We start from the raw sequence: 21282 nt of genomic DNA on the forward strand, positions 1-21282 counted from the left end.
GCTGAGTGATCGGGTCGCGATCGGCGATGTCGGGACCGGTGCCGTGCCCCGATTAACGCCGTGTGACAGCACGGCCGAGGATCACCCTCGCCGAGGGACGCTACCGGCTCGGAGGCCCCGGAAACAGGGCGGTTTGGCAAGGCCGAACCGCGGTCGCGGGCGATGTCGATCATGAGCGCAAGTGGGTGCGCAAGTGCCACGACGGGCGCAGCGCCCGCGGCGTTGCCGCAAATGGGCGATTTCGCCATATTTTCGGTGCCGGTATTCGGCGCCCGTGACCCCCGTGCTTCGGAGCCCCACATGACGATTACGGACACCCAGTTGGACCTCCGCGTCGCAGACCTCGCCGCACGCCACCATCATCTCGGCGAGGCGCTGCGTCATCACGCGACGCAGACGCCGGACGCGCTCTTCATCCGGTTCCTCGCCTACGACGACGACCCCGGCGGCGTCGCCCACGACATGACCTTCGCCGAGGCGGACCGGCGGGTCGACGACCTCGCCGCGGAGCTGAGCCGTCACGCCGAACCGGGCGACCGGGTCGCCGTGCTGACGGCGCAGAGCAACGCCTTCGTGATCGGCTTCTTGGCGGCGCTGCGCGCCGGCCTCATCGCGGTGCCGATGTTCTCGCCCGACCTCCCCGGACACGGCGAGCGGCTGCACGCCGTCATCGGCGACTGCGACCCCGCGATCGCCCTGGCCACCCACGCCAACCACGACCTGGTCCGGGCGACGGTCGCCGGCGGGCGCCGCGACGGCCGTCCCGTCACCGTGGTCGTCATGGCCGAGCACACCGGCGTGGTCGAGGCGTCGGGCGATGCGGCCGGCTGGACGCCGCCGACCATCGACCCGGGCTCGGTGGCCTACCTGCAGTACACCTCCGGCTCGACGCGGCTGCCCGCCGGCGTCCGCATCACGCATCGCAACGTCATGGTCAACAGCGCCCAAGGGATCGTCATGGCCGAGGCGGGACCGGGGTCGACGCTGGTGAGCTGGTTGCCGCTCTTCCACGACATGGGTCTGGTCGCGGTGACCGGGACGGCGCTGGTGGCCGGGATGCCGACAGTGCTCATGGATCCGGTCGCGTTCCTGATGCGTCCGCAGCGATGGCTCGAGGAGCTGGCCAAGGCCGACCGGGGTGTCAGCGCCGCACCCAACTTCGCCTACGACTTCTGCGCGAAGCGCATCCCGGCCGCCGAGCGCGACGCCCTCGACCTGTCCGGCGTCGGGGTGCTCTTCAACGGCGCCGAGCCGGTCTCGTCCGGCACGGTGCAGCGATTCGTCGATGCCTTCGCCGGTGCGGGGCTGCCCAGCGACTGCGTCTCGCCCTCCTACGGTCTGGCCGAGGCCACGGTCTTCGTCACCACCTCGGCTCTCGGTCCGCAGGGGCCGAGGGTCAGCGCCTGCGACGCCATGGCGCTGTCGTTCGGGCGGGTGGAGCAGCCGCGGCCGGACGCGCCGCGCGCCGAGCTCGTCTCCTGCGGCATCGGCCCCGGTGTCACCGTCGCGGTCGTCGATCCTGCGCGCGGCGAGCAGCTGCCCGACGGCGAGGTCGGCGAGGTCTGGGTCCGGGGCGGGAACGTCGCCGACGGGTACTGGGGGCGGCCCGAGGAGTCGGCGGCAGTCTTCGGTCAGACGCTGGCCAGCCACGCCGGACTGCCGGCCGACGGCTGGCTGCGCACCGGCGATCTCGGCGTGGTGGTGGCGGGCACCCTCGCCATCACCGGCCGCCGCAAGGATCTGATCATCGTCGACGGGCGCAACCACTACCCGCAGGACATCGAGCGGACGGCCGAGGACGCCCACGAGGTGGTGGGGCGTCACCGCGGCGCCGCCTTCGGTGTCGTCACCGACGCCGGGGAGCGGGCCGTCCTCGTCCTGGAGGTGTCGCGGCATCACGTCGACGGCGACTGGGACCAACGCGCGGTCGTCCGGGCCGTCACCCGCGCAGTCTCGCGCGAGAACGGGCTGTCGCTGCACGAGGTCGTCCTGGTCGCGCCGGACACCGTCCCCCGGACCACCAGCGGCAAGATCGCGCGGGCAGCCTGCAAGCAGGCCTACCTCACCGGTGCGCTGGTGCCGTTCGCGCGTTCGGTCGACTCGCACGCCGCCGGAGCGCCGCGATGACGGCGGACGAGCTCGAGGTCGAGCTGGGCCGACGTGTCGCCGCCCTCGTCGACATCGACCCGGACGAGCTCGATCCGGACGCCTACCTCGACGAGCTCGGGCTCTCCTCGCGGGATGCCGTGGTCCTCGCCGGACAGCTGGAGGAGCTGCTGGGACGCAGCGTCTCGGCGACCGTGGCCTGGGAGGCGCCGAGCATCCGCGCCCTCGCGGCGCTGCTGAGCGAGTCGGAGGTGGCCGAGGGGCGCAGCGAGCTCCGGCTTGCACCGGCGGTACCCGAGCAGACGTCCGACGCGAGCCCGGACGATGTCCCCGCCGGTGACGGAGAGTCTGTCGGTGACGGGGTGCCTGCCGGTGACGGGGTGCCTGCCGGTGAGGACGGGGACCGGATCGCCATCGTGGGACTCGGCTGCCGGCTGCCCGGTGGGGTGGACGATCCGGCGACGTTCTGGGAGCTGTTGCGCGCCGGCCGCGACGTCGTCGGCGAGGTCCCCGCCGAGCGTTGGGAGCGCGCCGGCCTCCACCTCGACGACGACGTCCCGCGGCACGGCGCCTTCCTCGACGACGTCAGCGGCTTCGACGCCGAGTACTTCGGCATCACCCCCAGGGAGGCCGCGCTGATGGATCCGCAGCAGCGGCTGCTGCTCGAGACCAGTGTCGACGCGCTGCGGCACGCCCGCCTGGATCCGACCTCGCTGCGGGGCAGCCGGACCGGCGTCTTCGTCGGCATCAGTGGCACCGAGTACGGCATGCTGACCGCGACCCGGGCCGATCTCGAGTTCTGGACGGCGACCGGCGGCGCGCTCTCCATCGCGGCCAACCGGATCTCATACGCGCTCGACCTGCGCGGCCCGAGCGTGGCCCTGGACAGCGCCTGCTCGTCGTCGCTGACGGCGGTCCACACGGCGGCGACGGCGCTGCGCGCCGGGGACTGCTCGCTGGCCCTCGTCGGTGGTGTGAACGTCCTGCTGACACCCCTGGTCACCGCGGCCTTCGCCCGCGGCGGGGTGCTCGCGCCGGACGGTCGCTGCAAGAGCTTCGGGACCGGCGCCGACGGCATCGGCCGGGGAGAGGGCTGCGGCGTGCTCGTGCTGGAGCGGCTGGCCGACGCCCGCCGTCACGGTCACCGCGTCCTCGCCGTCGTGGCCGGCTCGGCGGTGAACTCCGACGGACGGAGCAACGGTCTGGCCGCCCCGAACGGCGCCGCGCAGGAGGACGTGCTGCGCCGTGCCTACGAGGCGGCCGGCATCGCCGCCGACGGGGTCGACTACGTCGAGGCTCATGGGACGGGCACCGAGCTCGGTGATCCGATCGAGGCCGCCGCGCTCGGCCGGGTGCTCGGTGCCGGCCGGCCGGTGGAACGCCCGCTGCTGCTCGGGTCGGTGAAGTCCAACCTGGGTCATCTGGAAGCCGCCGCCGGCATCGTGTCGATCATTAAGGTGGTGCTCGCCCTCCGGCACGACCAGCTGCCGGCGACGCTGCACGCCGACGTGCCCGGCGCGCACCTGGACCTCGACGGGCAGCGGCTCGCGCTCGTCACCTCGCCGCGACCCTGGCCCCGCTACTCCGGACGGGCCCGGGCAGGCGTCTCGGGCTTCGGCTTCGGCGGTACCAACGCGCACGTCATCCTCGAGCAGGCGGAGCCGGCGCCGGAGTCCCGGTCGGCGGGGGAGGCGATCCGGTCGGGAGTCGCCGGACAGCACGTCTTCGCCGTCACCGGTCGGACGGCGCCACGGGTGCGGGCGACGGCGACGCGCCTGGCCGAGTGGCTCGCCGACTCCGCGTGCGCGACCGATCCCGCCGCCGTCGCCCGGTCGCTGGCCGGAGCCGTGCCCGAGGGCAGCTACCGGATGGCGGTCGCCGCCGCCGACACCACCGTCGCGGCAGCGCAGCTGCGACGGGCCGAGCCGGCCGCACCCGCGGCACGGGTCGACCGACCGGTCTTCGTCTTCTCCGGCTACGGGCAGCAGTGGGACGGGATGGCCGCGGGGCTGCTGGCGAGCGAGCCGGCCTTCGCTGCGGCGGTGGACGAGGCCTGTGACGCCCTCGCCGAGCACGGCTGCCCCGGCATCGCCGACCTGCTCCGCGCCGGTCGCCCGGCGGCGGACATGGTGGAGACGATGGCGGCGCTCTTCGCGATCCAGCTCGGGCTGGCCGCCTGGTGGCGCTCGCGGGGCGTCGAGCCCGCGGCGGTCGTCGGGCAGTCCCTCGGCGAGGTCGCCGCGGCGGTGGTGGCGGGCGCGCTGGATCTGCACGACGGGGCTCACGTCATGGTGGCCCGGGCCCGGCTGCTCGCGGAGGTCGACGCTCGCGACGCGGGGGCGATGGCGCTGCTCGACCTCCCGGCCGACGAGGTCCGCCGCCGGATCGCGACCGAGGCCGGCTGGCAGCAGCTCGAGGTCGCCGTCATCGCGGCGCCGGATCAGTGCACCGTGGGCGGGCCCGCGGCGCAGGTGCGGCAGGTCGTCGAGCAGGTGGAGGCCGAGGGCGGCGAGGCATGGTTGCTGAAGGTCGCGACGGCGGGGCACACCTGCGCGGTGGAGCCGGTGCTCGCTCCGCTGCGCACCGAGCTGAGTGGCTTGCGGGGGCGTGCGCCGGATCTGGAGTGGTACGGCACGGTGCTGGACGATCCGCGGTCCGTGCCTCCCTGCGACGCCGAGTACTGGGCCGACAACGTCCGCCGGCCGGTTCGCTTCGCCGACGCCGTGACCGCGGCGCTCGCCGACGGCCACGACACCTTCGTCGAGCTCTCGGCCCACGCCGTCGCGGCCGGCGCGCTGCGCCGGACGGTCGCGGTGGTGCGGAAGTCCGGGAAGCTGCCCGAGAGCACGCCGATCGTCATCGTCGCCTCCATGCGACGAGACGACGAGGCCGAGCTCGCACGCGCCGTCGCCGGACTCCATGCCGCGGGTCACGCCGAGGTACTGCAGCGAGTCGAGCCGGCCGGGCCCGATGTCGACGTCCCGTTGCCACCATGGCTGCGTCGCGACTTCTGGTTCACACCCCGGCAGGGTGCCGGCGTTGCGCATGCGGGCAGTGGAGGCGCCGCTGGTGCGATCCCGGCCGGGCTCACCTTGCCCGAGGGTGCGGTGCTCGCCGACGGTGCCGTCCGGGTCTGGACCTCCGATCTCACCGAGCTGCCGGGAACGCGCAGCGCGCTCGACGTCGTCGAGGCGGCCGCGCTCGCCCTCGCCGCGGCACGCACCGCGGGCGTCACCGGTGAGGTCCGCGCGGTGACGCTGGACGACGCCCCGCGGGACGGCGCCGCCCTGCTCTTCTCCTGCACGCGCACCGACGCCGGTGCCGAGATCGAGATGCTGCACCGCGGCGCGGGGACGAGCTGGGTGCGCAGCCTGCACGCGCGGGTTGCGTCGCGGGAGCAGTCGGCAGCGCCACGCCCGTCGTCGGGTGGGTCCCTGTCGTCGAAGCAGGCGTCTGAGCAGGCGTCGGAGCCGTCGTCGGAGCGTTCGTCGGAACCACCGTCGCTGGCTGCGCTGCCAGTCGGCGGTGCGGTCGGCGCCGTACCACCCGCCGCCGAGCCCGAGTCGGTGCTGCAGCGGCTGCGGCTCCTGCTCTCGCAGGTGATGGACGGCGGCGACCCCGGTGACCAGGGCGATCCGGCCGACTGGATCGCCGACGACATCGCGCTGGTCGACCTCGGGCTGGATTCGCTGATGGCGGCTCGAGCCCGGCACGGCATCGAGACCGAATGGGGCGTGACCGTCCCGGCTCGGTTGCTGGTGCAGGGCATGACGCTGCGGGGCCTGGCCGAGCACGTCAGCCGTGAGAGCGCGGTGAGCGAAGCAGGGCCGGCCGCCGCCGGCTCGACGGCTCCGGCGGTGTCGTCCGCCTCGTCCCCGGCGTCTGTGGTGGCGCCGCGCGATCCTTCCGAGCGATTTCTCGTCACGCTCTGGTCTGAGGAGCTCGGCCGCGATCTCGGCGTCACCACCGATCTGCGGCCACTCGTCGATGCCGCCCCCGTCGGCGCCGTGGAACGGGTCCGGGCCGCGATCCTGGAGCGAGCCGGAGCCTGCCCCGACGCCGCGACCCTGCTCGCCGCGACGACGGTCGAGGCCATGGCCGACCTCCTGCGCGCCGACATCGAGGAGCACGGCAGCGCCGGCGCCGCCGGGCGCCACGAGGTGGTCCGCACGCTGCGGGCGGGTGCACCGACACGTCGTCCGCTGCTGGTCTTCCATCCCGCCGGCGGCACCTGTGCGGTGTATCGACCGTTGCTGCAGCAGCTGGACCCGGAGCTGCCGGTCATCGGCTTCGATCGCCTCGGCGACACCCCCGGCCCCTCGCTCGGTTCCGGAGCGCAGCCGGGTCTGGGCGAGCGGGTTGGCGAGCGGGTTCGCGAGCGGGACAGCATCGAGCTGCGGGCCGAGCACTACGTCGAGCTGCTGCGCCGCCGGGTGCCGCACGGTCCCTACCGGCTGCTGGGGTGGTCCTTCGGTGGGCTGTTGGCCGGTGAGTGCGCCCATCGGTTGCGGGCTGCGGGGGAGGAGGTCGAGCTGCTGGCCTCCATCGACACGGCGTTGCCGGCGCCCGATCCGACGCGGAGCGAGGAGCAGCTGCTGACCGAGCGATTCCAGCGCTTCGCCGACCATCTGGAGCGCACCTACGGTGCCTCGGTCACCGTGCCGCCGGACATCGCCCGGGCTGACGACCGCACCCAGCTCCGGCTCATGCGGGAGGCCATGCTCGCCGGCGGGGTGCGGCTCCCGGCCGGGGTGCTGCGGCACCAGCTGATGTCCTATGCCGACGCCCGGCTCGCCGAGCGGTACGTCCCCCCGCCGTGGGACGGCGAGCTGGTGCTCTACCGCGCCCGGGAGGTCGAGGAACTGACCGGCACGCTCGACCCGCGCTACCGGCGCACCGATGCGACCCTCGGCTGGGACCTGATCGCCTCGGAGCTCACCGTCGTCCCGGTGCCGGGCGATCACATCACCATGATCGACCGGCCTCACGTGGACGTCCTCGCCCGCGACCTGAGGGCACGGCTCGCGCGGCTCGACGAGGGTCGGGTACCGGTCTCCGCTGCGGCGCTGCGACACACCGCCGCCCCCGTGAAGTTGCGTGTCGAGAAGGAGAGCTCGTGACCACTGTCCGACAGTCCACACCGAGACCCGCACCGGAATCGACGCCGAGACCGGCTGGGATCCGGGCGCGGAGAGCGACACCGAGGTCGGCGCTGATCTCGTCGATGGTCGCCGCCGTGTCCGTGCTGCTCGTCGGCGGTGCCCCGGCGGCCGTCGCGGCCACACCGGGCACGCCGGTGGCGCCGCTGCCGCAGGTCAATCAGAGCGTCAACGGCGGCGACAACCCGAGCCTCGGTCTCGTCCGCGCCACGACGGTGCTGGGGCGGCCGGATGCCGGTGTCGTCCCCGTGGTGGGACGCGCCGACGCTCGTGCCGACGACGGCGCGAGCGTGGCCTACGAGAGCCGGGTCGACTCCCGCACCGTCGACCTCATGATCAACTCGCCCGCGTTGGCCGGTGCGGCGCCGGTGCGCGTCCTGCTGCCAGCGGCCTGGTCGAGCGCGCCCACGCGCACCTTCCCGGTCCTCTACCTGCTGCCGGGGGCCTCGGAGCGGGCCGACTACCAGTCCTGGTCGCTGTACTCGCACGTCGTGCCGGCGACTGCCGGGTCGAATGCGCTGGTGGTCATGCCCAGCGTGGGATCGACCGGCTTCGGCGCTGACTGGACGAGAGCGGCCCGCGGGTACCGCTACGCGACCTTCCTCGGTGACGAGCTGCCGCAGCTGCTGCAGCGCGGTTACCGAGCCTCCGGCCGCAGCGCCGTCGCCGGGGTCTCTACCGGGGGCTGGACCGCGATGTCGCTGGCGACGAACCATCCCGGCCGCTACACAGCGGTTGCGTCCTTCAGTGGGCTGCTGGCCTCTGCCACCCCCGGCATCCGTGAGCTGATCTCGGCCATCCTGTTGCGCGAAGGGCTCGACCCGTTCTCGCTCTGGGGCGACCCGTATCTGAGCTATTTCACGTGGGTGGCCAACGATCCGACGACCAAGGTCGGCCGGCTCGCGGGAACCTCGGTGTACGTCTCGAGTGGCAATGGCGCGGTCGGACCCCTCGACCCACCGGGCTCGGCGCCCGGCCCCTACGAGGCCAGTACCCTGGCCGCCTCCACCGTCTTCGTGGCGGCTGCGCGCGTCGCGGGTGTGCCGGTGACTGCCGACTTCTACGGCGCCGGTACCCACAGCTGGCCCTACTGGGATCGGCAGTTCACGTCCTGGTGGCCCGGTGTCAGGGCGGCCCTCGGGGCCTGAGAGCGAGCCACCTAGGCTCGCAGGATGTCTGGCGGAGCCCGGGGTGGTGCCACGCTCGTCGCGGCAGGACTGGCGGCCGGGTTCGGCCAGCGGGTGCTCTTCGACGACCTCGACCTCGTCGTGGCGCCCGGCGACGTGGTCGGCCTCGTCGGGGTCAACGGTGCCGGCAAGTCGACGCTGCTGCAGATGCTCGCCGGGCTCCGCACGCCCGATGCAGGCTCCGTCGCGGTGTCGCCGTCGGGCGTGGCGGTCGGTTACCTGCCGCAGGACCGCACCGGCGAGCCGGCCGAGACGGTGGCCGGATACGTCGCGCGTCGCACCGGGGTCGCGGCTGCGCAACAGGCCATGGACGCGGCGGCAGCCGCGCTGGGCGAGGGGTTGCCCGGTGCCGACGAGGCCTATGGGACGGCGCTGGAGAGGTGGCTCGACCTCGGCGGTGCGGATCTGGACGACCGGGTCGCGGAGATCGCACGCGACATCGGCTTCGACCGTCCGCCGCAGACGCCGCTCGCCGAGCTCTCCGGCGGTCAGGCAGCGCGTGCCGGGCTGCTGTCGCTGCTCGCGTCCCGTTTTGACCTGGTGCTGCTCGACGAGCCCACCAACGATCTCGATCTTCGAGGGCTGGAGCGGCTCGAGCGCTTCGTCCACGAGCTGCGGGCCGGCTGCGTGCTCGTCAGCCATGATCGCGAGTTCCTTGCGCGGACGGTGACGCGCGTGGTGGAGCTCGATCTGGCGCAGCAGACCGTGCGGCAGGTGGACGGTGGGTACCGGGCCTATCTGGCCGAGCGGGAGATCGCCCGCCGACACGAGCGGGAGGCCTACGAGCAGTATGCCCAGCGTGTCGACGAGCTCGGCGAGCGAGCGCGGATGCAACGCGCTTGGATGGACAAGGGCGTGGCGAACGCCCGACGCAAGGCGAAGGACAACGACAAGGTCGGACGCAAGTTCCGCGCCGAGACCACCGAGAAGCAGGCGGCCAAGGCGCGCCAGACCGAGCGGTTGATCGAGCGCCTCGACGAGGTCGCGGAACCTCGCAAGGAGTGGCAGCTGCGGATGAGTATCGCCGCCGCGCCTCGCTCGGGTGAGGTGGTGGCGTACGCCCGCGACGCGGTGGTCCGCCGGGGCGACTTCACGCTGGGTCCGGTGACGCTGCAGGTCGACTGGGCCGACCGCATCGCGGTCACCGGACCGAACGGTGCGGGCAAGACCACGCTGCTGGGGCTGCTGCTGGGCACGATCACGCCGGACGAGGGAGCGGCGGGTCCCGGCTCCGGGGTGGTCGTCGGCGAGATCGACCAGGCGCGGGCCACTCTCGACACTGAGCAACCGCTCGCCGCCGCCGTCGGTGCGGCGCTGCCCGAGCTGGACGACGCCGCCGTGCGGACGTTGCTGGCCAAGTTCGGCCTGCGCGCAGAGCACGTCGGACGGCCGGCAGCGTCCCTGTCGCCCGGCGAACGGACCCGAGCCGGGCTGGCGCTGCTGCAGGGCAGGGGGGTGAACCTGCTCGTCCTCGACGAGCCGACCAACCACCTGGATCTGCCGGCCATCGAGCAGCTCGAGCAGGCATTGGAGAGCTTCGCCGGCACCGTTCTGCTCGTCAGCCACGACCGGCAGCTGCTGGAGACGGCACGTCTCACCCGTCGGTGGCAGGTCGAGGCCGGCACGGTGCGCGAGGACCGCTGACCGCTGACGGCCGTCGCGCCGGTCGATCAGGTGTCGGCGTCGCTCTCGACGAAGGGATGGTCGGCGATGAAGTCGCTGGTCTGCTGGTACATCCGGGTGATGTAGTCCTCCAGGCGGGAGCGTTCCACCCGCCACTGGCCACGGCCACCGATCTTGATCGCTTGCAGCTCGCCGTTGCGCACCAGGGCGTACACCTGGGACGACGAGATGTTGAGGATCTCGGCGACATCGGTCAGCGTCAGGAATCGGGGTTCGGCGGCCATCGTGGCGCACTGCCTCCGAGCGTGGTGAGGGCGACGGCCATCGCGCGGACGACCGTCGGACGGACACGACGAGTGTGTCAGTCGAGGCGGCCCGAGGTGGCGTTGTCCACAGTGTCGCCGTCGGCCGCGTGCGCAAATCGGGCAAATCCGCCACCATCTCTGCCGTGAGCACCTCTGACACCCCGCCCGCAGCGCCGGTCGCGCCGTCGCCGGCCGGACGCCGGCTTGCTTCCCCGAGCTGGCTCGACCTCCGGCTCGTCCTCGGCATCGCACTGGTTGCAGCATCGGTCCTGCTCGGCGCGGTCGTCGTGTCGAGCGCCGATCGGACGCGTCCGGTGCTGACCGCGCGCCGTGACCTGGCAGTAGGGACGGTGCTGCGGCCCGAAGACCTGCGCGTCAGCCGCGTCCGCCTCGACGGTGCTGTCCCGGCCCGATACCTCCGTGAGCTCTCCGCAGCGGTGGGACGGACCCTCGTCCGCCCCGTCTCGAGCGACGAGCTGGTGCCGGTGGCGGCCGTGGTGCGCAGCCCCGCCCGGACGACGCTGACCGTCGCCCTCGCCGAGGGCGCGGCCCCCGACCTGCACAGCGGGCAGCGGATCCAGCTCTGGCTCTCCAGCCCGGCGTGCGCCTTCGTGGTGGTCCTGGCCGAGGTCACCGTCCAGTCGGTGCGCCGTGGCGCCGGGGGCTCGTTCGGCGGGTCCGGGGACGGCCAGCGCGTCGTCATCACCGTGGCCCCCGAGCTGGCGCCTCGAGTCGTCGCGGCGCAGTCCGTCCAGGACGCCACGCTGCGCGCCGGCATCCTCACCGGCAGCGCCGATGCGGACCGCGGCGCTGCCGATCCGTCCAACGCGGCAGCCCCGTCCAACGCGGCAGCCCCGTCCAGCAGCGGGGTCGCGCCGAACTCCGGAGTCACGCCGGGGTCCCCGGGCGCGAGCGCCGCCGGACTCCCGGCCGACCTGGCCGCCTGCGCCGGATCCGGTGGCTCGCGGTGAGGCTGCCCATCCTCTCCGTTGCCGAGGGCGCCGGGTGGGAGGAGCGACTCGTCCGCGAGCTGGACGCCGCGTCGGGAGTCGAAATCGTCCGGCGCTGCGTGGACGTGGTGGATCTGCTCGCCGTCGCGGCGTCGGGACAGGGTCGGGTGGCCCTGCTCGAATCCACGCTGCACCGACTCGATGCCGACGCAGTGGACCGGTTGCTGGCCAGCGAGGTCGTACCGATCGCGGTCGTCGCGCGCGACGACACCGCTGCCGAGGAGCGCATGCGCGCGCTCGGTATCGAGCACATCGTCCCCGCCGATGCCGAGGCTTCGGTCGTGGCGAGTGTGATCACCGAATCGGTGCGCCGTCAGGCTGCCGGACCGGGCGGGGCCGACGGATCGAGCGGCAGCGCGGGCCAGCGGGCCGCGACCACCGCACGGGCCTTCGCCGATCCCTCGACCGCCATGGCCGCGATGCCGCCCGGTGAGGGCGAGCCACCACCGGCGGCGGCGACTGCGCACGGATTCGTCGTCGCGGTCTGGGGACCGACCGGGGCTCCCGGCCGCACCACCGTGGCCACCGGCCTGGCCGATGCGGTGGCCGGACTCGGGTCGTCGGCCCTGCTCGTGGATGCCGACGTCTACGGCGGGACGATCGCACCGACGCTCGGGCTGCTCGACGAATCGCCGGGGCTGGCAGCTGCCTGCCGGCAGGCGGCGTCCCGCCGGCTCGACGCTGGCACGCTCGCGACACTCTGCTGGCAGCTCGGTCCACGACTGCGCGTGCTGACGGGACTGCCGCTGGCCTCCCGGTGGCCCGAGCTGCGGCCTGCCGCCGTCAGCGCCGTCTTGGCTGCCGCGCGATCGCTGGCGGAGGTGACGGTCGTCGACTGCGGCTTCTGCCTCGAGACGGACGAGGAGCTCTCCTTCGACACGATCGCGCCTCGGCGCAACGGCGCGACGCTCGCCGTGCTCGACGACGCCGACATCGTGGTGGTGGTCGGTTCGGCCGATCCCGTGGGCATGCAGCGACTGATCCGGGGGCTGACCGAGTTGCGCGACGCCGAGGTGGCGGCGCCAGCGTGGGTCGTCCTCAACCGGGTCCGCCCCGACGCGGTGCCCGGCGACGAGGCCGTGGAGCTGCGAGCGGCCCTGGACCGGTTCGCCGGTCGCGCGCCGAACGCGCTGCTGCCCGCCGATCAGCGCGCGCTCGACAGCGCTCTCGCCGCCGGTCGCATGCTCTCCGAGGCCGCTCCGAACAGCCCCTTGTACGTCGAGCTCGTCGGGCTCGCTGCCCGCCTGATCGGCAGACCGGCACCCACGGGGGGAGCGGGCCGACGTCGCGCGTTCCGGCGCCGGGGTTTGCGCTTGGCGCGTGCCGGCGGTGTCGGCGCTGCCGCCCCGGGCGAGGGTGGCTCGGGGCAACGCGGCGCCGGGCCGAGTGGCTCCGCGGCGCGTAGCGCGGGACGGCGCGGCCGTCGCCGTCGGTGAGTGCGAAGGTCGTCTGGGACACTCTTCTTCGGGGTCGGTGTGGAGCGCGGGGGCTGAAGTCGGTGGCTGCCCCGGCGCAGGGGAGTCGAGGGCTTCTCGGCGTCGGAACGGGTGGACGAACGAATGAGCAGGGCAGGAGGGCGGCACGCGATGACGGAGCGGATGTCGGGCGCCGACGTCTCCTTCCTGCACCGCGAGACCCGTTCCTCGCCCCAGCACGTCGGCGGGGTGGCGATCTTCGAGCCACCTGCCGGTGGCTTCGACTACGACCGCCTGGTCCGCCTCATCGAAGAGCGCATCACGTTGGCGCCGCGGTATCGGCAGAAGGTCCGCGCCGTCCCCGGCCACATCGCCAACCCGGTCTGGGTAGATGACCCGACCTTCGACATCACGTATCACGTCCGGCGCTCGGCGTTGCCCCGTCCGGGCACCGAGCAGCAGCTGTTGGACTTCTGCGCGCGCATCCTGGCGCGTCGGCTCGACCGCTCCCGGCCGCTGTGGGAGATCTACCTGGTCGAGGGATTGGCCGGGGGACGCGTCGGCATCGTCACCAAGACCCACGAGGCGATGGTGGGAGAGGACGGCGGGATCGATCTGACGCAGGTCATCCTGGACGCCGCGCCCACTCCCCGGCGCACGGTGGAGGCCCTGTGGTTTCCGGGGCCCGAGCCCTCCTCGGTCGCCATCGTCCGCGAGGCCGTCACCGACATCGTGCGACGGCCGGTCGCGTTGGCCGACACCGCTCGGCTGGCGAGGCGGGACATCGCCGGCGTCGTGCGGCGCGTCTCCTCTGTCGCCGACGGAGCGCTGTCGATCGGGCGGGCATTGCTGCGACGTCGGCCGACGACCGCGCTCTCCGTGGAGCTCTGTGACCATCGGCGCCTTGCCGTCGCCCGCACCCGGCTGGCCGACTACCGGCTGGTGCGCGACACCTTCGGCGGCTCGGTGAACGACGTGGTGCTCGCGGTCGTCTCCGGCGCCCTGCGAGGCTGGCTGCTGGCTCGCGCCGAGCCGTTGCGCCCGGCCACCACCATCCGTGCCCTGGTCCCGATGAGCGTCACTGAGACCCCCCTCCAGACCGGCGCTGCCTCGCCGCACCGCGGTGTGCAGGGCTCGGTAGACGAGGCCGACAGCCTCCCCGCCGGGGAGCCGAGCGAGCTGTCCCGCGGCGAGGCGCGCCACCCGGCCGCTCTGCGGAGCGCCGGCAGCGGCCCGGCAGCGGCACGTGAAGCGACGCCACAGGTCAGTGTGGTGCGGCCGCTGCTCGTGGACCTGCCGGTCGGCGAACCTGACCCCGTGCTGCGGCTCGCCCAACTGCGCTACGCGATGGCGTCGCACAAGGCATCCGGCCGTGCGGTCGGCGCCGACCGCATCGCGACGCTCGGCGGTTATGCGCCGCCCACGCTGCACGCCCTCGGGGCCCGGGCCGCCACCGGGTTGACGCGTCGCATGTTCAGCCTCGTGGTGACGAACGTGCCGGGCCCGCAGCTGCCGCTCTACGCGGCGGGCGCGCAGATGGTCGAGACCTTCCCGGTGCAGCCGCTCTCGGAGGGGCAGGCGCTGTCGGTGGCGCTGTCGTCCTACGACCATGGCGTGTACTTCGGCATCAACGGCGACCGCGACGCCGTTCCCGACATCGCGCTCATCGCCACCCTCATCGAGGAGTCGCTCGCCGAGCTCGTGGCTGCGGCAGCCTCGGGCGCCGCCGCGACGGCCGCCGGCGGGTACGACGGTCGGGCGCAGACGACCGTGGCGGGTTCCCGACGCGCCGGCCGCAATCGGGCCACGACAAGCCGGGTGCGCCGCGATTCGGCACCGTCCCGCGCCGCGAGCAACCGCCGATCGTCGGCTCCCCGCGCCAAGCCCAGCGAACCCGGAGAGGCAGGAGACAACCGTTGAGGATCTACCTCCCGGCCACGGCGAAGCATCTGCGTGAGCTGGTCAGTGACGGAGTGCTCGCCGTCGCAAGCGAGGAAGCTCCCGCCGCCTTCGCCGTCACACCCGGGCTGCGCTCCGTCGTTGATGCCGATCTCCACTCGGACGACGAGGGTGACATCGAGGAATGGGAGTACGCCGCGATGCTGGCGGCCGGTCGAGAGTCGCTGCGGTTGCTCGCCGCGGACGCGGGAGTCGCCCGCCGCCGCGTCGTCGTCGCGGCGGACGTCGCCGACAGCGCAGTGGAGGTCCGCGACGATCTGTCCCCCGGCGCGGTTCGGGTCGCTGGTTCGGTGCCACTGGCAGCCGTGGCCTCGGTCCACGTGGACGACGCCGACGCCGTGGCAAGCGTTGCCGCTGCAGCCGAGGCGGTCGTCGCTGCCGATGGCGGGGACGCCGACGCGCTGGAGCGGGTCGACGATGCCGACGACTTCGAGCTCTCGTGGTACGCCAACCAGGAGATCGCCAGCCTGCTCGACGAGCTCTGACGCCCGCAGCCACGGCATGAGGCGCCCGTTCATGCGGCAGCCCCCGACTCGGTGGCGGCGATCTGTATCGGCAGCACGCCATCCCCGGTGGCCAGCGGGCACCAACGCGGATCGGCGATCAGCAGACCACGGCCGGGCGGGGCGGTGGGTGGCACGCCGGGGTGACGCAGCCCGAAGACGTCGGAGTCACGCGGCCCCGGCCTGAGCAACACCCCGAAGCGTTCGCGTCGTAACGCAGCCGGTAGTGGCAGGTATCCGCCGCCGATGTCGTCCGAGCGACCGGCGGCCACCACGGCGACCGGCGCGCTGCCCTCTCGCAGCCAACCCAGAACCTTGTCGGCCACGAGGTCGTCGCAGCGTTCGAGGTCGTCGATCACCACCAGAGTGGGCTGCCGGGGTGTAGGTGTGTCCCCGTCGAGTCGCCGGGCCTTCGGCGGGCTGTCGGCGTCGTGGTGCAGCGGTGAGCGGACGGGCGCCCAGACGACGATATCGCCGCCGACGCGGCGTGCCTCCGCCGCGAGGGTGAGGAGCACCGTGGAGCGTCCCGAGCGGGGCGGGCCTGCGACCAGGAATGGCACGCGCGCACGCAGCAGATCAACCGGACACGGCCGCGCCCGCTCGCCGGCGATGCCGAGGAGTAGGGCGGTGGATGACCCTGGCGTCGGTGCGACGCGGGTTCGGAGCTCGCCGAGGCTGATCGTCGCCGGCAGCGCGCGGAGCCGAAGCTTGCCGGTCGACGGCGTCCCGACCAGCTCGGCAATCTCGGCGAGCTCAGCGACAGCCTCGCGGACGGCTGCCGCCTCCGGGCGGGACCCCGGATGTGCCAACTGGACGACCGCACCGTCCGGAACCAGGACGCCGCGACCGGGTAGAGCCCGGGCAGTGAGCTCGGGGACGGCGGCGGCAGGGACGCCTGCGAGGGTGTAGTCGGCCGCGTCGTTGAGTGGGAGCAGCAGGCGCACCCCGAACTGCGACGCCACCCGCGGGGCCAGGAGGTCGCGCCCGCCGGTGACGACCACGCGCAACTCCGGCCCGCTCGACGCGACGACTGCGCTCATCAGGTTCGACCACCGGGCCGCAGTCGTCTCGTCGACGGTCGCGAGCATCTGGTCCCACGCGTCGATCAGCAGCAGGGTGGACTGCTGGCGTTCGCCCGTCGGCTCGGCGAGTCGGCGTAGCAGCGCAGCGACGAGCTCGTGATCGACGGAGCCTGCCGCGGTGGCGAGGTGGGGCAGCTGCGCGAGCAGGGCGATCAGCGTTCCTGACCCGTCGATGAGATGGATGTCGAGTGTCGAGGCATCGTGACCGGCGGCAGCGGCGAGGGCAATGGTGGCGAGTGCCGTCGTTCGACCCGACCGTGGCCGTCCCACCACCAGGACCGAGCTGTCGTCCGGTTCGAGAGCCAGGGTCGGCTGTGCCTGCATGTCAGGAAGATCGATCCTGCCGAGGGCCAGCGCCCCGGCGACCGGGGTCGGGGCCCTCACCTCGGCGAGCGGTATCGAGGCGGGTAGCGGCGGCAGCCACGCCGGGTGCGGACGGCCGTCATCCTGCCCGGCCGCCGTGGCGTTGAGCAGGTCGACGAGACGCTCGAGCTCCCTGGCTGCGGCGTCTTGCTCCGTCTGGTTCGTGAAGCGGGTAGGCGACTGTTGCCGCCAGGACTGCAGTGCCTCGACCACAGGACGGTCAGCTGAACCGGTGCCGGCGGCGACACGGGTGGCCTGAAAGGGGACGACGTGATCTCCGGTGCGGACGAATCCGCGGCCGGGCAGGCTCGAGCCGATGCGCGCGGCGTCGGGGACGCCGATCATGTCCAGGGATTCGGCCGGCTCCGTGACCCTCAGCGTGATGCGGAGCGAGGCGTTGGCGCGGATCTCCGGCGTCACAGCCGTTCCCGGCCGCTGCGTGGCGAGAATGAGATGAACACCCAGCGACCGTCCACGCCGGGCCACCCCCACCAAACCGGTGAGGAAGTCAGGCTGGTCGGCTGCCAGTTCGGCGAACTCGTCGACGACGATGACGAGGCGCGCGACGGGGTCGCCGACCGAAGCGGCGCGATAGGCCGTGAGGTCGGCCGCACCCGCCCCGGCAAAGATCCGTTCCCGCCGGCGAAGTTCAGCACCCAGCGATCGCAGCGCTCGGCGGGTCAGGGCCGGATCCAGATCGGTCAGCACGCCGGTGCAATGGCGCAGCCGGGTGAGATCGGTGAAGGTGGCCCCGCCCTTGTAGTCGATCAGCAAGAAGGAGGTGTCGGCCGGAGACGCCGCGACGGCCAGGCCCAGCACCAGGCTCCGCAGCAGCTCTGACTTGCCCGCTCCCGTGGTTCCCGTGATCAGCGCGTGCGGGCCGTCGACGTCGAGATCGATCCGCAGTGGCCCATCCCGGCTGACGCCTATCGGGGTGCTGATCGCGCCGGCGTTCGACCGCCAGTGGTCTCGAACCGCCTCCGGTGTTCCACCGGCGCCACCACCGGGACCGAGACGTGAGTCGAGACAGGGGAGCAGGTCGACGAGTTGACAGGCGCTCGGGAGCTCGTGACCGTCGCTCGGGTCGCGATAGGCCGCGAGACAGCGAGCGATGGAGTCGGCGAGCTGCAGTGGTAGGCCTTCCAGGGCTGCGTCCGTTCGGGTGATGCCTCCCGGAGCCGCCGCGCGATCCTCGCCGGACGTGGCCACGTCCGCCGGTTGCGACACCAGGAGGCGGCCTCCCGTGCTGACCACCTCGACCGTCGTGGCGCAGTCCGGTGGGAGCGCCGCCGCGGTATCGGCCAGACAGACTGCGGTGACCCGTCCGGCATCGGCTCGCAGCAGCTGGGCAAGCTCGTCTGCTGCCTCCGCCCCGAGCCGATCAGCGATCACCACGATGCGACGCGGGCCGCCGTCTCCGGGCGATGGCCACGTGTGATTCAGATGCTCGGCAAGCGTCGGTAGTCCCGGCAGCGAAGCATGATCGTCGGCCGGGCATGTGAGAAGCCGCAGGTGAGGTAGCCATCGCAGCCAGTGCCACCGGGCGTCCTCTTCAGGGTTGTGGAGGAGTGCGATGCAGAGGTCGGCCGGGCGATGCAGCACCGCCAGTTGCGCCACGAGCCAGCGCGCCACGGCATCGCCGACGCAGACAGCGCCGATGATTCCCACCGGCCCCGTCCGCAGATCCAGGAGCAACGGGACGGCGTGCAAGGTGCCGGCCGAGCCGGCTCCACTGTCATCGATGATCCGGGTCTCGGCGGCGGCGTCGCACGTGCCGACGCGGAGCAGCAGGGTGTCGTGACCGTCGCGCTCGCGGGACCACAGCGCCGTGCCGGGCAGCCTCGCGATCGCCGTCAGCGCGGCACTGTCGGGGACGGCACTGCGACGAAGCCGGGTCTCGTCCCGGAGCGCCTCGGAAACCCGATTGGAGAAGCCGGCCGCCTCACGTCGAGCTGCCGCAGCAGCTCGGCGCCGTTGCCGTCGCCAGTGCAGTCGGTCGCCGAGCGCGCTGGTCAGCAGCATGAACGGGGAGAGGAGCACCATCAGCAGGAACATCGGTGATGCCAGGGTCAACGCCAGTGCCCCACCCAGCGCACCCGTCATGACGGCGGCCAGCCAGTGCACTCGACCCGGACGGGTCACGGCAGCACCCTCCGGCCGACGGAGTGTCACCGGTGTCGGTCGCGCCGGCCTGGCCCCGAGGCTGCGCTCGACCCGTAAACCGCCGCCTCGACCGCTCACGACCGAAGCCGGGGACAGCTCGACTCCGCTGCGCACGGACAGCACCGCGTCACCGACGACTATCAGCTCGGCGCCGGTCACGAGCTTGGGATGGTCAGAGAGGGCCGCACCGTCGACACGGGTTCCGTTGGTGGACCCGAGATCGCGTACCCGCGGCCCGGATCGTGTGACCTCGAGGCGCGCGTGCCTGCGTGAGACCCGATCGTCCTCGATCACCAGATCGCACCCCTCGTCGCGCCCCATCGTCAGGCCGGCGCGGCTCAAGGGAATCGACGAACCGGCCGCTGCTCCGGCGATGACGTGCACAACATGGGTGGCCGGCTGCCGGAGGGATTCGAACTTTGGGGCGAAGACGAGCATCGCCCCGTTCCGCAGCCCGCAGTCGGAGAGAGCAAGGCCGATGGCCAGCGGCCTGCCGTCCAGCCAGGCCAGGTCCCCGGCCGCCGCTCCGGCCAGCCGCCCCAGCTCGGCGAGAAGAAAGCCGACGACCGTTGCCGCCGGGGCATCGACGGCGACATCGACGGCACCATCGACGGCAATGTCGGGGGACAGCAGCGTGGCGGCAGCAACGGGGACCGCGGTGGTGCCGTGATCGCGGCGGCAGACGGAGAACTCGATTCGCACCCGGCGAGTCTGCGAGCAACTCCCGACAACTCTGCTCGACATCGACGCCGCCTGTGGATAACTGCACGTTATCCACAGGCGGCCGCTCGACGGTCCCGTGCGAGGTCCCGCCGTCGTACGGTCGCCACTCCCACCAGCACCCCTCTCAGGAGAGCAGCGATGTCCACCCTCACCGTCACTCCGGCCCAACTCACGACGCTCGGCGGCGCGACGACCCGAACCGCGGCCGACGTCCGCAGCCGGCATCAGCAGCTGCGCGCGCAGCTCACCCCGCTCTTCGGCGCGGAGTGGGCAGGTGTCGCCGCAACCCAGTTCGCCGCGTTGTACGAGGATTTCGATCGGCACGCACGCGGATTGGTCGACGCGCTCGACGGCGTCGGCGCGCTGCTGCAACGCGCCGGGGCCAGCTACGCCGATGCCGAGGCCACCATCGCGTCGAGCTTCCGATGACGTGCCGCTGTGTCGCGAAGGTCCCGCCGTGACTAGCGTCGACAGGCGTGAGCCAGCCAGGACAGCCGGTGTTGACTGCGGTCGAAGCCGCCTTCAGCGACCACTTCGGACATCAGCCGCAGCGGGCCTCCGTCTCCTTCCTCGGAGTCGATCCGATCGAGGTCTTGCGTTACGAGCCGATCCCCGGCGAGCGCGCCTATCTCTCTCTCGGTATGTCACGGCACCCGATGACCGGCGGCAACGAAAGCGTGGTCTCACTCGACGGGCCCCGTGCCGAACTGATGCTGCATCTGCGGGATCCCGGCGACCGGTACACCGACGTGTGGCGGCGCCTGGCGCTGCTGTCGGCTGCTCCCGCGGTCGAGTCTGTCGTCTATGCCCCCGGAATGACCCTGGACCTGGGCGAAGCGCTCGTGCCTGGCTCGTCCTGCACGGGGGTCGTGGTCACCGAGTCACCGCTGTCCGCGGTGGCGACCACAGCCGGCGAGGTGACGGTCTTTCAGGTCGTGCCGGTGACCGCCAACGAGCTGGCGTGGGCCCGGGTCCACGGCGGCGACGACCTGTCGACCCGGCTCCGCGATCACGCCGTCGACGAGCTGGACATCGCCCGTGCTCAGGTCACGCTCGACTGAGCTGTTCGCCACCCCGACCCCGCCCCGGCTGGGAGACGGCTGCTCGACACGACAGACTGGCCCCGACATCGATTGGTTCAGCGCAGGAGGCGACGCATCGTGCAGTTCGGTCGGATCTACGAGGAGTTCGAGGTCGGAGCGGTATACAAGCACTGGCCCGGCAAGACGGTGACCGAGTACGACGACCACCTCTTCTGTCTGCTCACCATGAACCACCACCCGCTGCACCTGGACGTCAACTACGCCGAGAACACCACCGACTTCGGCAAGAACGTGGTCGTCGGCAACTACATCTACTCATTGCTGCTGGGCATGTCCGTCCCGGACGTCAGCGGCAAGGCCATCGCGAACCTCGAGATCGAGTCGCTGCGGCACGTCGCCCCGACCTTCCACGGCGACACCATCTACGGCGAGACGACCGTGCTGGACAAGCAGCCGTCGAAGTCGAAATCCGACCGGGGGATCGTTCACGTCGAGACGATCGGTTACAAGCAGGACGGCACCATCGTCTGCATCTTCCGACGCAAGGTCATGGTCCCGACGCAGGAATACATCGACGCCCGCGGTGGCGAGCAGCCCGGCCGCCCCACGCCGATCCCGCGCGAGAAGAAGTAGCGCGCCTC

Annotated in this window: 13 protein-coding genes; 11 read left to right on the forward strand and 2 right to left on the reverse strand. The window is 72.6% G+C overall.

Going from position 1 to position 21282, the window contains the following annotated elements; all coding sequences use genetic code 11:
• Window positions 1–300 precede the first annotated feature (300 nt).
• The 4 genes from AC0NZQ_RS08075 to AC0NZQ_RS08090 all read left to right on the forward strand — a co-directional run bounded on the left by AC0NZQ_RS08075 (window position 301) and on the right by AC0NZQ_RS08090 (window position 10096).
• Window positions 301–2127: a fatty acyl-AMP ligase gene (locus AC0NZQ_RS08075; protein ID WP_474529188.1), complete on the forward strand. Its 1827-nt coding sequence runs from the start codon at window positions 301–303 to the stop codon at window positions 2125–2127.
• Window positions 2124–7226, forward strand: coding sequence for a beta-ketoacyl synthase N-terminal-like domain-containing protein (locus tag AC0NZQ_RS08080; RefSeq protein WP_474529189.1), 5103 nt, complete (start codon window positions 2124–2126; stop codon window positions 7224–7226). Before AC0NZQ_RS08075 ends, AC0NZQ_RS08080 begins: the two co-directional genes overlap by 4 nt.
• 116 nt (window positions 7227–7342) lie before the next feature.
• Entirely contained in the window at window positions 7343–8413 is a 1071-nt protein-coding gene (locus tag AC0NZQ_RS08085; protein WP_474529190.1) for an alpha/beta hydrolase, read from the forward strand.
• Between the two features lie 24 nt (window positions 8414–8437).
• The gene (locus tag AC0NZQ_RS08090) at window positions 8438–10096 is read left to right on the forward strand and encodes an ABC-F family ATP-binding cassette domain-containing protein (protein WP_474529192.1); all 1659 of its coding nucleotides are present in this window, start codon (window positions 8438–8440) and stop codon (window positions 10094–10096) included.
• A 26-nt stretch (window positions 10097–10122) separates the two neighbouring features.
• Here AC0NZQ_RS08090 and AC0NZQ_RS08095 read toward each other — a convergent pair whose 3' ends face one another.
• Window positions 10123–10359 (reverse strand): helix-turn-helix domain-containing protein, encoded by a 237-nt coding sequence (locus AC0NZQ_RS08095; RefSeq protein WP_474529193.1) that lies wholly within the window; start codon window positions 10357–10359, stop codon window positions 10123–10125.
• Window positions 10360–10523: 164 nt separating this feature from the next.
• Between AC0NZQ_RS08095 and AC0NZQ_RS08100 the strand changes: the two genes are divergently transcribed.
• The 4 genes from AC0NZQ_RS08100 (at window position 10524) to AC0NZQ_RS08115 (ending at window position 15249) form a co-directional block, all read left to right on the forward strand.
• The gene (locus AC0NZQ_RS08100; protein WP_474529194.1) at window positions 10524–11351 is read left to right on the forward strand and encodes an SAF domain-containing protein; all 828 of its coding nucleotides are present in this window, start codon (window positions 10524–10526) and stop codon (window positions 11349–11351) included.
• Window positions 11348–12826, forward strand: coding sequence for a CpaE/TadZ family protein (locus tag AC0NZQ_RS08105; RefSeq protein ID WP_474529195.1), 1479 nt, complete (start codon window positions 11348–11350; stop codon window positions 12824–12826). Before AC0NZQ_RS08100 ends, AC0NZQ_RS08105 begins: the two co-directional genes overlap by 4 nt.
• A gap of 123 nt (window positions 12827–12949) precedes the next feature.
• Window positions 12950–14725 (forward strand): WS/DGAT/MGAT family O-acyltransferase, encoded by a 1776-nt coding sequence (locus tag AC0NZQ_RS08110; protein WP_474529196.1) that lies wholly within the window; start codon window positions 12950–12952, stop codon window positions 14723–14725.
• Window positions 14722–15249: a DUF6912 family protein gene (locus AC0NZQ_RS08115; RefSeq protein ID WP_474529197.1), complete on the forward strand. Its 528-nt coding sequence runs from the start codon at window positions 14722–14724 to the stop codon at window positions 15247–15249. The genes AC0NZQ_RS08110 and AC0NZQ_RS08115 overlap by 4 nt, the downstream gene beginning before the upstream one ends.
• Before the next feature lie 29 nt (window positions 15250–15278).
• On the opposite strand, the gene AC0NZQ_RS08120 is transcribed toward AC0NZQ_RS08115, so the two are convergent.
• The gene (locus AC0NZQ_RS08120; protein WP_474529198.1) at window positions 15279–19577 is read right to left on the reverse strand and encodes an FtsK/SpoIIIE domain-containing protein; all 4299 of its coding nucleotides are present in this window, start codon (window positions 19575–19577) and stop codon (window positions 15279–15281) included.
• Window positions 19578–19736: 159 nt separating this feature from the next.
• Here AC0NZQ_RS08120 and AC0NZQ_RS08125 point away from each other — a divergent pair, with 159 nt between their 5' ends.
• The 3 genes from AC0NZQ_RS08125 (at window position 19737) to AC0NZQ_RS08135 (ending at window position 21274) form a co-directional block, all read left to right on the forward strand.
• Window positions 19737–20027 carry a WXG100 family type VII secretion target gene (locus AC0NZQ_RS08125; RefSeq protein WP_474529199.1) on the forward strand — a complete coding sequence of 97 codons (291 nt, stop codon included), beginning with the start codon at window positions 19737–19739 and terminating at the stop codon, window positions 20025–20027.
• 47 nt (window positions 20028–20074) lie between these two features.
• Window positions 20075–20659: a suppressor of fused domain protein gene (locus AC0NZQ_RS08130; RefSeq protein ID WP_474529200.1), complete on the forward strand. Its 585-nt coding sequence runs from the start codon at window positions 20075–20077 to the stop codon at window positions 20657–20659.
• Between the two features lie 99 nt (window positions 20660–20758).
• Window positions 20759–21274, forward strand: a complete 516-nt coding sequence (locus AC0NZQ_RS08135; RefSeq protein WP_474529201.1) for a MaoC family dehydratase — start codon at window positions 20759–20761, stop codon at window positions 21272–21274.
• Window positions 21275–21282: the final 8 nt, after the last annotated feature.

The organism is Jatrophihabitans sp. sgz311053, assembly GCF_056135305.1.

Excerpts from the sequence above, each read along its gene's own strand:
- AC0NZQ_RS08125 (WP_474529199.1), top strand. The coding sequence starts at position 19,737 with ATGTCCACCCTCACCGTCACTCCGGCCCAACTCACGACGCTCGGCGGC.
- AC0NZQ_RS08095 (WP_474529193.1), bottom strand. The coding sequence starts at position 10,359 with ATGGCCGCCGAACCCCGATTCCTGACGCTGACCGATGTCGCCGAGATC.
- AC0NZQ_RS08090 (WP_474529192.1), top strand. The coding sequence starts at position 8,438 with ATGTCTGGCGGAGCCCGGGGTGGTGCCACGCTCGTCGCGGCAGGACTG.
- AC0NZQ_RS08080 (WP_474529189.1), top strand. The coding sequence starts at position 2,124 with ATGACGGCGGACGAGCTCGAGGTCGAGCTGGGCCGACGTGTCGCCGCC.
- AC0NZQ_RS08075 (WP_474529188.1), top strand. The coding sequence starts at position 301 with ATGACGATTACGGACACCCAGTTGGACCTCCGCGTCGCAGACCTCGCC.
- AC0NZQ_RS08110 (WP_474529196.1), top strand. The coding sequence starts at position 12,950 with ATGAGCAGGGCAGGAGGGCGGCACGCGATGACGGAGCGGATGTCGGGC.